The sequence below is a fragment of the Pseudomonas sp. CJQ_9 genome (genome assembly GCF_043106615.1).
Lineage (GTDB): Bacteria > Pseudomonadota > Gammaproteobacteria > Pseudomonadales > Pseudomonadaceae > Aquipseudomonas > Aquipseudomonas juntendi.
This window is the reverse complement of sequence record NZ_JBICMS010000095.1, coordinates 1-13705: the sequence shown is the minus strand read 5'-3', so window position 1 is coordinate 13705 and position 13705 is coordinate 1. Positions and strand designations below refer to the sequence as shown.

Annotated in this window: 11 protein-coding genes; 7 read left to right on the top strand and 4 right to left on the bottom strand. The window is 56.1% G+C overall.

Annotated elements, in window-relative coordinates; all coding sequences use genetic code 11:
- Positions 1-52: 52 nt before the first annotated feature.
- The 4 genes from yidC to rpmH are packed head-to-tail and all read right to left on the bottom strand — an operon-like array spanning position 53 to position 2528.
- Entirely contained in the window at positions 53-1735 is a 1683-nt protein-coding gene (gene yidC, locus ACF8SD_RS19960; protein ID WP_009684671.1) for a membrane protein insertase YidC, read from the bottom strand.
- A gap of 2 nt (positions 1736-1737) precedes the next feature.
- Positions 1738-1983 carry a membrane protein insertion efficiency factor YidD gene (gene yidD, locus ACF8SD_RS19955; RefSeq protein ID WP_009684672.1) on the bottom strand — a complete coding sequence of 82 codons (246 nt, stop codon included), beginning with the start codon at positions 1981-1983 and terminating at the stop codon, positions 1738-1740.
- Positions 1976-2380 (bottom strand): ribonuclease P protein component, encoded by a 405-nt coding sequence (gene rnpA / locus ACF8SD_RS19950; protein WP_029886846.1) that lies wholly within the window; start codon positions 2378-2380, stop codon positions 1976-1978. Before rnpA ends, yidD begins: the two co-directional genes overlap by 8 nt.
- Positions 2381-2393: 13 nt before the next feature.
- A complete protein-coding gene (gene rpmH, locus ACF8SD_RS19945; protein ID WP_003253163.1) occupies positions 2394-2528 on the bottom strand; it encodes a 50S ribosomal protein L34 in 135 nt (44 codons plus the stop codon).
- A 595-nt stretch (positions 2529-3123) separates the two neighbouring features.
- Between rpmH and dnaA the strand changes: the two genes are divergently transcribed.
- The 7 genes from dnaA to ACF8SD_RS19910 all read left to right on the top strand — a co-directional run.
- Positions 3124-4668, top strand: a complete 1545-nt coding sequence (dnaA, locus tag ACF8SD_RS19940) for a chromosomal replication initiator protein DnaA (RefSeq protein ID WP_173887064.1) — start codon at positions 3124-3126, stop codon at positions 4666-4668.
- A 40-nt stretch (positions 4669-4708) separates the two neighbouring features.
- A complete protein-coding gene (dnaN, locus tag ACF8SD_RS19935; protein WP_173887065.1) occupies positions 4709-5812 on the top strand; it encodes a DNA polymerase III subunit beta in 1104 nt (367 codons plus the stop codon).
- A gap of 15 nt (positions 5813-5827) precedes the next feature.
- The gene (recF, locus tag ACF8SD_RS19930) at positions 5828-6931 is read left to right on the top strand and encodes a DNA replication/repair protein RecF (protein ID WP_173887066.1); all 1104 of its coding nucleotides are present in this window, start codon (positions 5828-5830) and stop codon (positions 6929-6931) included.
- A 4-nt stretch (positions 6932-6935) separates the two neighbouring features.
- On the top strand, positions 6936-9356 hold the full coding sequence (gene gyrB, locus ACF8SD_RS19925) for a DNA topoisomerase (ATP-hydrolyzing) subunit B (RefSeq protein ID WP_392484999.1): 2421 nt from the start codon (positions 6936-6938) through the stop codon (positions 9354-9356).
- A gap of 840 nt (positions 9357-10196) precedes the next feature.
- A complete protein-coding gene (locus ACF8SD_RS19920) occupies positions 10197-10835 on the top strand; it encodes a TnsA endonuclease N-terminal domain-containing protein (protein WP_153670607.1) in 639 nt (212 codons plus the stop codon).
- Positions 10816-12774, top strand: a complete 1959-nt coding sequence (locus ACF8SD_RS19915; protein WP_153670606.1) for a DDE-type integrase/transposase/recombinase — start codon at positions 10816-10818, stop codon at positions 12772-12774. The genes ACF8SD_RS19920 and ACF8SD_RS19915 overlap by 20 nt, the downstream gene beginning before the upstream one ends.
- Positions 12771-13705 (top strand): TniB family NTP-binding protein (locus tag ACF8SD_RS19910; protein WP_392484998.1); only part of this gene is annotated, 935 nt, incomplete at its 3' end. The genes ACF8SD_RS19915 and ACF8SD_RS19910, both read left to right, overlap by 4 nt.

The window sequence follows — 13705 nt, the reverse complement described above, 5'->3', positions numbered from 1 at the left end:
AAAAACGCCCCACTAGGGGGCGTTTTTATTCACAGGCTAGCGTAGCAGCCCGTCAGGCAGCAGCTTTTTTCGTGGCTGCTTCGATGCGACGTGTGATGTACCACTGCTGCGAAATCGACAAGCAGTTGTTCACAACCCAGTACAGCACCAGACCCGCTGGGAACCACAGGAAGAAGAAGGTGAAGATGATCGGCATCATTTTCATCACCTTGGCCTGCATAGGATCCGGCGGTGTCGGGTTCAGGCGTTGCTGGATGAACATGGTGGCGCCCATGATGATCGGCAGGATGAAGAACGGATCCTTGATCGACAGGTCGGTAATCCACAGCATCCATGGCGCCTGGCGCATTTCAACGCTTTCCAGCAGCACCCAGTACAGGGCCAGGAACACCGGCATCTGCACCAGGATCGGCAGGCAGCCGCCCAACGGGTTGATCTTCTCTTTCTTGTACAGCTCCATCATCGCCTGGGACATCTTCTGGCGATCATCACCGAAGCGCTCTTTCAACGCGGCGAGTTTCGGTGCAACGGCACGCATTCGCGCCATGGAACGGTAGCTGGCAGCCGACAACGGGAAGAACAGGCCTTTGATCAGCATGGTCAGCACGATGATCGACCAGCCCCAGTTGCCCAGCAGGCTGTGGATATGTTGCAGCAGCCAGAAGATCGGCTGGGCGATGAACCACAGGAAGCCGTAGTCGACGGTCAGTTCCAGGCCTGGGGACAATTCCTTGAGCTTGGACTGGATCTTCGGTCCGGCATACAGCATGGCGCTGGTTTCAACCTTGCCACCGGCAGGTACGTTCAGTGCCGGGCCAGTGTAGCCGATGATGTAGTTGCCTTGGCTGTCCTTGCGCGTCTGAACAACGTTGTTGTCCGACTTGGCCGGGATCCACGCGGTCACGAAGTAGTGCTGCAGCCAGGCTACCCAGCCACCAGACACATTTTCTTTCAAATTGCCCTTGTCCATGTCCTTCATCGAGACCTTTTTGTAAGGCTCGGAAGCTGTCCACAGGGCTGCACCCAGGTAGGTGGCGGTGCCGGTCGCAGTGCTCGAAGACGGATCGCCGCTGGCGTCACGCTTGAGCTGGGCAAACATATTGCCGCTCCACGGCTGGCTGCTCTGGTTGTCGATCAGGTAGCTGACATTCAGGTCGTACTCACCGCGCTTGAAGCTGAAGCGCTTGATGTAGTTGACGCCGTTGTCGCTGAACTTCAGGTCGACCACCAATTGCTGCTGGCCGTCAGCCAGTTGGTAGCTTTTCTGCTCGGCGGCATACAGTGGGCGGCCGCTGGCGCGGGCATCCGGGCCGTTGGCGCCGGTCAGGCCGCTTTGTGCCAGGTAGACACGCTCACCACCATTGTCGAACAACTGGAACGGGATGTCCGGGTGGTCCTGGCGGCGGGGGTATTTCGGCAGGTTCAGCTGGACGATGTCACCACCAACCGGGTCGATAGCCAGCTCAAGGACGTCAGTCTTGACGCGGATCAGGTCCTTGCTGAGTGCGACCGGTGCCAGTTCGGCAGGGCTGGAGTCGGCGTTGGCGCTCGGTACATCGGCGCTGGCACCGTTGTTACCGGCCGGCACGCCATCGGGCAAGCCCGGCGCAACAGTGCTGGCAGCAGTATTCTGAGTCGGCAAGGCAGCTTGGCCATAGTCATCGTTCCACTTCAGGACCATGACGTAGGACACGACTGCCAGCGCGGCGATCAGGATCGTGCGTTTAATATCCATGATTACTCGGCTATCGAAGAAGTTCGGGAGGAAGGAGCGGGTGGAACGGGGTCGAAACCGCCTGCATTCCACGGATGACAACGCCCCAGGCGACGAACAGCCAGCCACCCACCACGCCACAAGCCATGATTTTCGATGGCTTCGTAGGCGTAACAGGAGCAGCTGGGGAAGAAACGACAGTGGCTGGCCATCAGAGGACTAATGGCGTAGCGGTAAAACTGGATCGGAACGAGCGCCAGTTTACGCATCTTGGCTGTCTACCCCTGCGCAATTGGCGGTGACTACTGGTGCTGGGCGGCTGCGCGCCAGGCGTTTCCAGAGTTTGCCAAAGTGTTGGTGCAATTCCGGGTTTTCTACTTCACCCAATCCCTTGCGCGCGACGATCACGATGTCCAGGCCGGCAAGTAACTGCTGGTTCAGACGAAAGGAATCGCGCATCAAGCGCTTGAGGCGATTGCGTTGAACGGCGAGTTTGACGCTTTTCTTGCCGATCACCAGGCCCAGCCGTGGGTGATCGAGGCCGTTCTCGCGAGCAAGGATCAGCAGGTTTTTCCCTGGAACCTTGCCGGTTGGGGAGTCGAAGACCGCTTTGAAATGCCGGGGTGTAAGCAGTCGCTTTTCCCGACTGAAGTCCTGACTCACCACCTGTGCCGAAAAATCAAATGGCCAGACGCTTACGGCCTTTGGCACGACGACGCGACAGAACAGCGCGGCCGTTCTTGGTAGCCATACGGGCACGGAAACCGTGAGTGCGCGCGCGCTTGATGGTGCTTGGTTGGAAAGTACGTTTCATGGCGTGTTACCTGGTTTGTCGACGACGGGCCGGGATGGCCCCCTTTTTACGAGACCGGCGATTCTAGAGAAAGCAAGCCCGTAGGTCAATTTCCAACCAGTCTTTACCTATAGAGCACGTGATGGACGGCAACTGCTCGGCCATTCTCCCGAGGGTGCTTGATCGAAGGTACACGTTGGGGACAACATGAAAAAAAGAAGAGAGATATAAAAAGCTTTTCTGATAAACCTATAAAGCTTAGGTGGATAACTTTCTGTGGATAACCATGCCAAGGCCACGGTTCATGGGATGTACAGGATTTCATAAGTATGTTCTGAACCCGTGCTGCGCTTGTTTCGTAGATGGTCGCAACCTGTGGATTAAATGGCCTGTTATGCACAGCTGAATTATCCACAGGGCTGGACCCAGGGTTGTGCATAGCTCTCATGGTCGGTTATCCACAGGGCTTATCAACACCGCCATCATGCCAATCTGGTCGATAAATGGCTGATTTGTCATGGTTACTCATGTGTCCACATGTGGATAACTGGACGCTTGACCGGTACAATGGCGGTTTGTTTTTGCCTCATCCGGCTTTCAAACTCAGGGGATATCCGTGTCAGTGGAACTTTGGCAGCAGTGCGTGGAGCTTCTGCGCGATGAACTGCCTGCCCAGCAATTCAACACCTGGATCCGTCCGCTACAGGTCGAAGCCGAAGGCGACGAGTTGCGCGTCTATGCGCCTAACCGTTTCGTTCTCGATTGGGTCAATGAAAAGTACCTGGGCCGCTTGCTCGAATTGTTGGGCGAGAATGGCAGCGGCATAGCACCTGCCCTTTCCTTATTAATAGGCAGCCGCCGCAGCTCGGCTCCGCGCGCCGCGCCCAACGCGCCGGTCAGTGCTGCGGTCGCCGCGTCACAGGCGCAGACCCAGGCCAAAAGCCAGAGCCTTAAGGCTGCGCCTGCTGCGGCTACAATCGAACCTGCGGCGGTAGCGGTTGCCGAATCTGTACCGATGGATGAAATGGCTGAGCCGTCTTCGCGCGACAGCTTCGATGCCATGGCTGAGCCGGCCGCTGCGCCAGCCACCAGTGGCAGGGCCGAACAGCGCACCGTACAGGTTGAAGGTGCACTCAAGCACACCAGCTACCTGAACCGAACCTTCACCTTCGACACCTTTGTCGAGGGTAAGTCGAACCAGCTGGCGCGCGCAGCGGCCTGGCAGGTTGCAGACAATCCCAAGCATGGCTACAACCCGTTGTTCCTTTATGGCGGCGTGGGTCTGGGTAAAACCCACCTTATGCATGCTGTGGGTAACCACTTGCTGAAGAAGAACCCGAACGCCAAGGTTGTGTACCTGCATTCGGAGCGCTTCGTCGCAGACATGGTCAAGGCACTGCAGCTCAATGCCATCAACGAATTCAAGCGTTTCTACCGTTCGGTAGATGCGCTGCTGATTGACGATATCCAGTTCTTTGCCCGCAAGGAGCGCTCCCAGGAAGAATTTTTCCACACTTTCAACGCGCTGCTTGAGGGGGGCCAGCAGGTCATTCTGACCTCCGACCGCTACCCCAAAGAGATCGAAGGCCTGGAAGAGCGCTTGAAGTCGCGCTTTGGCTGGGGTCTCACGGTTGCCGTAGAGCCGCCAGAGCTGGAGACGCGTGTAGCCATCCTGATGAAGAAGGCTGACCAGGCCAAGGTCGAACTGCCGCATGATGCAGCGTTCTTCATCGCCCAGCGCATCCGTTCCAACGTTCGCGAACTGGAAGGTGCGCTGAAGCGGGTGATCGCTCACTCGCATTTCATGGGGCGCGATATCACCATCGAGCTGATCCGCGAATCGCTGAAAGACCTTCTGGCCCTGCAGGACAAACTGGTCAGTGTGGATAACATTCAGCGTACCGTCGCCGAATACTACAAGATCAAGATCTCCGATTTGCTGTCCAAGCGACGGTCGCGTTCCGTGGCGCGCCCTCGCCAGGTGGCCATGGCGCTGTCCAAAGAGCTGACCAACCACAGCTTGCCGGAAATCGGCGACATGTTTGGCGGGCGCGATCATACGACCGTGCTGCACGCCTGTCGCAAGATTAACGAATTGAAGGAATCCGACGCGGATATCCGCGAGGACTACAAGAACCTGCTGCGAACGCTGACGACCTGATGGCCGTGTGCGCAGCTAATTGAAGGCAAGGGACTAGACCATGCATTTCACCATTCAACGCGAAGCCCTGTTGAAACCCCTGCAACTGGTCGCCGGTGTCGTCGAGCGCCGTCAGACCTTGCCGGTCCTGTCCAACGTTTTGCTGGTCGTGCAAGGCCAGCAACTGTCGTTGACCGGTACCGACCTGGAAGTCGAACTGGTAGGCCGCGTGCAATTGGAAGAGCCGGCTGAGCCTGGCGAGATCACTGTCCCAGCGCGCAAGCTGATGGACATCTGCAAAAGCCTGCCCAATGACGCCCTGATCGATATCAAGGTCGACGAGCAGAAACTGTTGCTCAAGGCCGGCCGTAGCCGTTTCACCTTGTCCACCCTGCCTGCCAACGACTTCCCTACAGTGGAAGAAGGCCCGGGTTCGCTGACCTGCAACTTGGAACAGAGCAAGCTGCGCCGCTTGATCGAGCGTACCAGCTTCGCCATGGCTCAGCAGGATGTCCGCTACTACCTCAACGGTATGCTGCTCGAGGTTTCCCGCAACACCCTGCGTGCAGTGTCTACCGACGGTCACCGCTTGGCCTTGTGCTCCATGACGGCGCCCATCGAGCAAGACGATCGCCACCAGGTCATCGTGCCCCGCAAAGGTATCTTGGAGTTGGCGCGCTTGCTGACTGACCCTGAAGGCATGGTCAGCATCGTGCTCGGCCAGCACCATATTCGCGCGACCACTGGCGAGTTCACTTTTACCTCCAAGCTGGTAGACGGTAAATTCCCTGACTATGAGCGCGTACTGCCTAAAGGCGGCGACAAAGTGGTGGTCGGCGATCGTCAGGCGCTGCGTGAGGCGTTCAGCCGTACCGCGATTCTTTCCAACGAGAAGTACCGTGGCATTCGCCTGCAGCTGGCTGCTGGCCAATTGAAGATTCAGGCCAATAACCCCGAGCAGGAAGAGGCGGAAGAAGAAATCAGTGTGGACTACGAGGGTAGCTCGCTGGAAATCGGCTTCAACGTCAGCTACCTGCTGGATGTGCTGGGCGTGATGACCACTGAGCAAGTTCGTCTGATCCTGTCTGACTCCAACAGCAGTGCGCTGCTGCAGGAAGCCGGGAATGATGATTCTTCCTACGTTGTCATGCCGATGCGCCTGTAACCTGTAGCAGGCGACATGTCCCTTCGACGTATCATGGTCACCGCGGTGCGCAACCTGCACCCGGTGACGCTCTCACCCTCCCCCCGCATCAATATCCTTTACGGCGCCAATGGCAGTGGCAAGACCAGTGTGCTGGAAGCCGTGCATTTGCTTGGATTAGCGCGCTCATTCCGCAGCACCCGCTTGAACCCGGTCATACAGTACGAAAAGGCTGCCTGTACCGTATTTGGTGAGGTGCAATTGACGGAGGGCGGCACCAGTAACCTCGGTGTGTCCCGCGAGCGCCAGGGGGACTTTACCATTCGCATCGATGGGCAGAACGCCCGTAGCGCTGCGCAGTTGGCAGAGCTGCTGCCGTTGCAGCTCATCAACCCGGACAGCTTTCGGCTGCTGGAGGGCGCACCAAAAATTCGCCGCCAGTTCCTGGATTGGGGAGTGTTCCACGTGGAACCTCGCTTCCTACCCGCTTGGCAACGGCTGCAGAAGGCGCTGCGGCAGCGGAACTCATGGTTGCGGCATGGTACACTTGACCCAGCTTCGCAAGCCGCCTGGGACCGGGAACTGTGCCTGGCCAGTGCGGAAATAGATGAATACCGTCGCAACTATATCAAGGCCTTGAAGCCCGTCTTCGAGCGAACCCTGAGCGAACTGGTCGAACTGGACGGGTTGACCCTGAGCTACTACCGAGGCTGGGACAAGGACCGGGAACTGCAAGAAGTACTCGCCTCCTCTCTCCTTCGCGATCAGCAAATGGGCCATACCCAAGCCGGTCCGCAGCGCGCTGATCTGCGTCTTCGTCTGGCTGCCAATAATGCAGCCGACATTTTGTCGCGTGGTCAGCAAAAGTTGGTGGTGTGCGCACTGCGCATTGCCCAAGGCCACCTCGTCAGCCAGGCTCGCCGCGGTCACTGTATTTATCTCGTGGATGACTTGCCGTCCGAACTCGACGACCAGCACCGCCGCGCTCTGTGCCGCTTGCTTGAAGAATTACGCTGCCAGGTGTTCATCACCTGTGTAGATCACGAATTACTGAGGGAAGGCTGGCAGACGGAAACGCCAGTTGCTTTGTTCCACGTGGAACAAGGCCGTATCACCCAGACCCACGACCATCGGGAGTGAAGGCATGAGCGAAAATCAAACGTACGACTCCTCCAGCATCAAGGTGCTGAAAGGTTTGGATGCCGTACGCAAGCGTCCCGGCATGTACATTGGCGACACCGATGATGGTAGCGGCCTGCACCACATGGTCTTCGAAGTGGTCGACAACTCGATCGACGAAGCCCTCGCCGGTCACTGCGATGACATCACTGTCATTATTCACCCGGACGAATCCATCAGTGTCCGCGACAACGGTCGGGGCATTCCGGTCGACGTGCATAAAGAAGAAGGTGTTTCCGCCGCTGAGGTCATCATGACCGTGCTGCACGCCGGCGGTAAGTTTGACGATAACTCCTACAAAGTCTCCGGCGGTTTGCACGGTGTTGGGGTTTCGGTCGTGAACGCCCTCTCCGAGAAACTGGTATTGACCGTTCGCCGCAGCGGCAAGATCTGGGAACAGACCTACGTGCACGGTGTTCCACAAGCGCCGATGGCGGTTGTGGGTGACAGCGAAACCACGGGTACCCATATCCATTTCAAGCCTTCGGCTGAGACCTTCAAGAACATCCATTTCAGCTGGGACATCCTGGCCAAGCGGATTCGCGAGCTGTCGTTCCTCAACTCCGGCGTCGGCATTCTGCTGAAGGACGAACGCAGTGGTAAGGAAGAGTTCTTCAAATATGAAGGTGGCCTGCGAGCGTTTGTAGAGTACCTGAACACCAATAAGACGCCGGTCAACAACCAGGTGTTCCACTTCAATGTGCAGCGCGAGGATGGCGTCGGCGTTGAAGTTGCCCTGCAATGGAACGACAGCTTCAACGAAAACCTGCTGTGCTTCACCAACAACATTCCGCAGCGTGATGGTGGTACCCACCTGGTGGGCTTCCGTTCCTCGCTGACCCGTAGCCTGAACAACTACATCGAGCAGGAAGGCCTGGCGAAGAAGAACAAGGTAGCTACCACTGGCGACGATGCCCGTGAAGGCTTGACCGCGATCATTTCGGTCAAGGTCCCGGACCCTAAGTTCAGCTCGCAGACCAAAGACAAGTTGGTTTCCTCGGAGGTGAAAACCGCCGTTGAGCAGGAAATGAACAAGTACTTTGCCGACTTCCTGCTGGAGAACCCTAACGAGGCCAAGGCCGTCGTTGGCAAGATGATCGACGCTGCGCGTGCTCGGGAAGCGGCCCGCAAAGCCCGTGAGATGACCCGTCGCAAGGGCGCGTTGGACATTGCCGGCTTGCCGGGCAAATTGGCGGACTGCCAGGAAAAGGACCCTGCCCTTTCTGAACTGTACCTGGTGGAGGGTGACTCCGCAGGTGGCTCCGCCAAGCAGGGCCGTAACCGCCGTACCCAGGCGATCCTGCCGCTGAAGGGTAAGATCCTCAACGTCGAGAAGGCGCGCTTCGACAAGATGATCTCGTCCCAGGAAGTGGGCACGCTGATCACGGCGCTGGGTTGTGGCATTGGCCGCGAAGAGTACAACATCGATAAACTGCGTTATCACAACATCATCATCATGACCGATGCTGACGTTGACGGTTCGCACATCCGTACCTTGTTGCTGACTTTCTTCTTCCGCCAGTTGCCGGAGCTTGTCGAGCGCGGCTACATCTACATTGCTCAGCCGCCGCTGTACAAGGTCAAGCGAGGTAAGCAGGAGCAGTACATCAAAGACGACGAGGCCATGGAAGAGTACATGACCCAGTCGGCCCTGGAAGATGCCAGCCTGCACTTGGACGAGTCGGCGCCAGCAGTTGCCGGTGTACAACTGGAAAACCTGGTCAACGAATTCCGCGGCGTGATGAAAACGCTCAAGCGTCTGTCGCGCCTGTACCCAGAAGAAATCACCGAGCATTTCATCTACCTGCCGGAAGTGACCGTCGAGCAACTGGGCGATCATGCTGCGATGCAAGCCTGGCTGGTGAAGTTCCAGGCGCGCTTGAGCAACAGCCAGAAGTCCGGCCTTGCTTATCAGGCCAGCCTGCGCGAAGACAAAGAGCGCAACGTGTGGCTGCCGGAAGTGGAAGTGACCTCCCACGGCCTGGCCAGCTACGTTACGTTCAACCGCGACTTCTTTGGCAGCAATGACTACCGTACGGTGGTGAACCTGGGCGCCAACCTTTCTACCCTGCTGGGCGAAGGCGCTTATGTGCAGCGCGGTGAGCGCCGCAAGGCGGTCAGCGAGTTCAAAGAAGCGCTGGACTGGCTGATGAACGAAAGCACCAAGCGGCATACTATCCAGCGGTACAAAGGGCTGGGTGAGATGAACCCTGAGCAGCTGTGGGAAACCACCATGGACCCAACCGTGCGCCGCATGCTCAAGGTCACCATCGAAGATGCAATCGCTGCCGACCAGATCTTCAACACCCTGATGGGTGATGCGGTCGAACCGCGCCGGGACTTTATCGAGAGCAATGCCCTGTCGGTTTCTAACCTGGACTTCTAATCAGGTGTAGGTTCACAGAATAGCTGCACGGTTTCACAAATAGTTGACCGACCGGGACTGCGAACCTGGTCCCCGTCGGTCACCATCAAGCCCGCCATCGCGGGCTTTTTTTTTGCCCGGAGTTCCGCCGGTACGCCCTACTCCACTCGTTGGAATTTCAGGGGGATGGGGATGCATTGAGGAAGGGATCTGATGGGCAGCCGGGAAAACTGAAAAGGTCAGCGGCGGACCTTAGGTGTTGAGGGATTGCTGCGATTCCAAAATTTATACTCGTACAAGTTAATAGTTAATTACACATACTTGTTAAGTATCTATTTTTAGAAACTTAGTATCGAGGCAGTATTGAGCAGAACTTGCCGAATTAGATTTATTGTAGATTTCGAAGTGATGTTGGAATAAGATCTATGACTAACTTTTTCAGCATCGCTCTGAAGATTTGTAATCCAATCAGCTGGTTGGAGCGAGAACTTCAGATCAGATCAAAACTGCTCGGGCAATCACCACGTGGCGGTTTAGAAGTAAATAGAGCAAGCCGCTTGCTTGAGATTCTGATCAGTCATGAGGGTCATGACTTATGAGCAGAAAAGGAGGCCTCAAAATGTAGAAAAACGCGACCAATCCTCAGAGGACTGACCGCGCTTAGCGAAGCTGACTTGCGTACTGAGAATCCGCAATGTCTGCTTTTTCGAAGCGGCTGTCAATCCTCTCCCATCTTTTCGACCTTAGCGAGGCCACTCGACGGCACAGTGTTGCCTGTCGAAAGGCCTCACTTCGCCCGCTCTGCGCCTTGATTTTTTGGCGCAGCGTCGGCGCTCGTTTCGAGATTTTCGGAGGTGTTTCATGACAGTACGAAAGGTGGTCACGCGGCGGTCCAACCATTACCGCGGCTACTTCCCATCGCTCAAAAATAAAAAGCCTGTGCCCTGGGAGTCCCAGCTCGAAGGCGCTCTTTTTCGGCTTCTTGAGCTGTCTCCTGCGGTCATCGGCTACGTCCCGCAGCCCAGTGAGGAACGTGTTCCATCGCTCCAGGGCTACTTCAAATATTACCCAGACGTACAGGTTTTCCTCGCGGATGGGCGCGAGTGGTGGTTTGAAGTGAAGCCTCACGACCGACTGAAGATTGCCAGCGTCAGGCAGCGACTGGATGCCGCTGAGCGCTACTTCAACGCCACTGCCCGTAACTTTTCGGTGATCACTGAAAAGTTAATTGAAGCTGAACCCCTGGCTACCAATCTTAGAAGGTTGATGTATCACCGGCGCGGTCCAGAGCTTTCGCATCAGGCGTTGGAGGAGGTAATGGCGGCCTTCAACGAATGGCCGCCTATGACCGTTGCAGATTTGCTCTGCGTGGTTGGTGAGAGGAAAGCCTGGCGCTTGTTAGGCCTTGGGGTGGTGGGTATTGACCTAGATAGGTCAATTGACACTAATTCCCCGGTCTTCCTGCAAGGGGGGCACCGCCATGCAAACCTTTTCCCTTAGGGTGAAATTGGTCGTCATCGTTCGTGGCGTACTGATGGTGCTTGAGAAGAGGCTTATCGACCGGAAGCTGCTCTTTTTCGATGAGCTTGGTGAGCCCACGAAGCTATCCGAAAAGGAGTTCTATGAGGCCTACGAGAAGCGCGAGATCGAGATCTCCGCTGATCAGCCTTATCTCGGGAAGGTTCCGTATGTACGGAACATCCCTCCAGACATCTCATGCTTCCCCAAAAAACATGGGGATGAAGCATTGCGCCGACGCAAGTATCTGGACGACCTAACTAAGCGCGGTAAATACAAGCTACCGGGTGACGAAGACATGATCAAGACACTTAGAGAAATCGCCAAAAAGATTGGGGATGCGTGCGCACCCTCGGTTTCCACCATTCGACGTTGGGCAGCCAAATACATTGGCCAGAACGTAGTAAAGCTTATCCCTCAGCATGCCAAAAAGGGACGGGCCCCCGCGATACAGGGAGAGCTCGAAGTTATTCTTGAAGGCGTGATTAATAAAACCTACCTGCAGGATACGATTCCTGCGGTCAGCGTGGTCGTTTCAGAATTCGAGGACCAGATAAAAGAGCGGAACAAAAGTCGTTTGTCTTCGGATCAGCTCAAGATCCCAAGCGGAATGACTGTCCGAAGGTACATCGCCAAGCTGGATCCGTACCTTGTGGATAAGGAGAGGCTCGGAAAACACGCAGCAGACAAAAAGCACCGCGTTGCGGCGGGTGTCCTACGTGTCCATGAGATTTTGGAACGGTGGGAGATTGATCACACGCTATTGGACGTACAGCTTGTGGATGAAACCTCGGGGCTGTGCATTGGGCGCCCCTATCTGACGATCGTCCTCGACCGTTTCTCTCGAATGGTGATGGGATATCTGCTTCACCTGTCGGCGCCAAATACGGAGACCGTGCTTCGTGTGATCGAACGCTCAATCCGCCCAAAGGCCGAACTGCTGAAGCGTTTTCCTAAAGTGAGAAATGAATGGTGGGCACGTGGGCTGCCGGCTCGCATCGTCCCAGACAACGCGGCGGAATTTCACGCGGGTGATCTCATCATGGGGTTCAACGAGTTGGGTATCGAGATAATGTATCCCGCTTCCAGAGCCCCTCAAAGGAAAGGTGCCGTCGAACGCTTTTTCAGCACACAGAACCTGGGGCTTATCCACAACCTCCCGGGTACCACCTTCTCAAATATCCAGCAACGTGGCGATTACGACTCGGAGAAGAATGCATGCTTCACGCTCCCTCAATTGGAAGCGGTGGTAGTGAAATGGATCGTCGATGGTTACCACCAGACTCCTCATCGGGGGCTGGACAACAGAACACCGGCTCAAGTCTGGGGGACTAGCGAGGCGAACCATGTCATTAGCCTTCCCGTCGACCTGGATTCGTTGGAGTGCATTCTGGCCAAGCGGGCCTCGGTGAAGGTTCACCATTACGGCATCGAGGTAGCCAAAGTGGGCTACCACTCTACGGAACTTGCTGAACTACGTATGCGTTTGGCAGACGGGGAAAAGGTAAACGTCCGCTATCGAGACGAAGCCGGGCACGTCTGGGTTCACGACCGCTTCAGAAACTTGTTCTTCAAAGTGCCCGCCAAAGATGAGCGAATGGCCGGTAAGAGCAGGGAGGTGTGGAAGGCTGCCGAGAAAGCGCTGCGAGAAAAATACAATGAGCAGCCTAGCTTCGAGGCTACGCACAGGTGCTACCAGGAAATTATGGAGGATGCAGACGAGGCCCGCCGTTCGCAGACGCTCAGAAAACGGCGCGCAGCTGCCATAGCGAAGATTGACAAGGAGGGTCGAGTGACCGAAAGCACGCCTCCACCGAAGGTACTCGCTGAAGTGGAATGGACCGGTGACTCTATTCCTAACATTCCGCCAGCAGCCTTCAAGGTTTCGGTTCGTCGCCCTGCTGGGAGCTCTAAGCCATGAACGCCATCGATCTTTACGAATGCTATGAGCATGGTGAATACAGCTTTACGCTCCGCGATCGTTTTATTCACAGCCCTCAAGTCGAGCGAGCGTTGACGCGACTAGGCGAAATCCACGGCGATAGTCGGCGTACCAGAGCAAGTAAAGGGTTGCTGATCCAAGGTCCAAGCGGTGTGGGCAAGAGCACATTGGTTAAGGAGTACATTCGGTCACTGGAAGAATCGGAGAGCCATGACCCGCAGAAGCGGGCAGTTCTGTTCGTTGAGATGCCTTCGTCTCCTACTAAGAAAAACTTGGCAGCAGCCATTTTGGCAGAGTTGAAGGATCCTTTCGCTGAGGCACGAGGACATTCTGCTGAGGTTAAATTTGCACGCGTAGTCCTCCTCCTGAAGAACCTTGGCGTGGAGATGTTGGTACTCGATGAGGCGCAGCACCTGGTCGATTATCGTCGTAACGGTGCGTATGAGGCAGCAGACTGGATCAAGAGTCTGATGAATGAAACCTGTATCGCATTTGTTCTGATTGGCTTGAAGCGCACCGAAAATCTGCTGCTGGCAAACGAGCAACTGCGACGCAGGTTTTCGGCCACGGTGGCATACGATCGCTTCAACTTCTCCGCTAATACGCCTCTTCATTTCGTGATGTTGTTGCAGGCAATCGAGGGCGAACTGCCTGTTCAAACCATCAGTTTTGTAGAGCCAGCGATGATTAAACGCTTCTACCTGGCTTCCTATGGATTGATCGACTACCTCATCAAGATTGTGGACAGGGCTGTTTGGCTGGTTCAAGTCCAGGACCTTGTCGGGATTGAACTTCCTGTGCTGGCCCAGGCTTTTGAAGACGAGGTTTGGAGCTACGCCACCGAGGATCGAAACCCCTTCAGTGCGAGCTTCAATTTCCAGCCTCTGTTTGGGAAGCGGGAGCCTTTTGA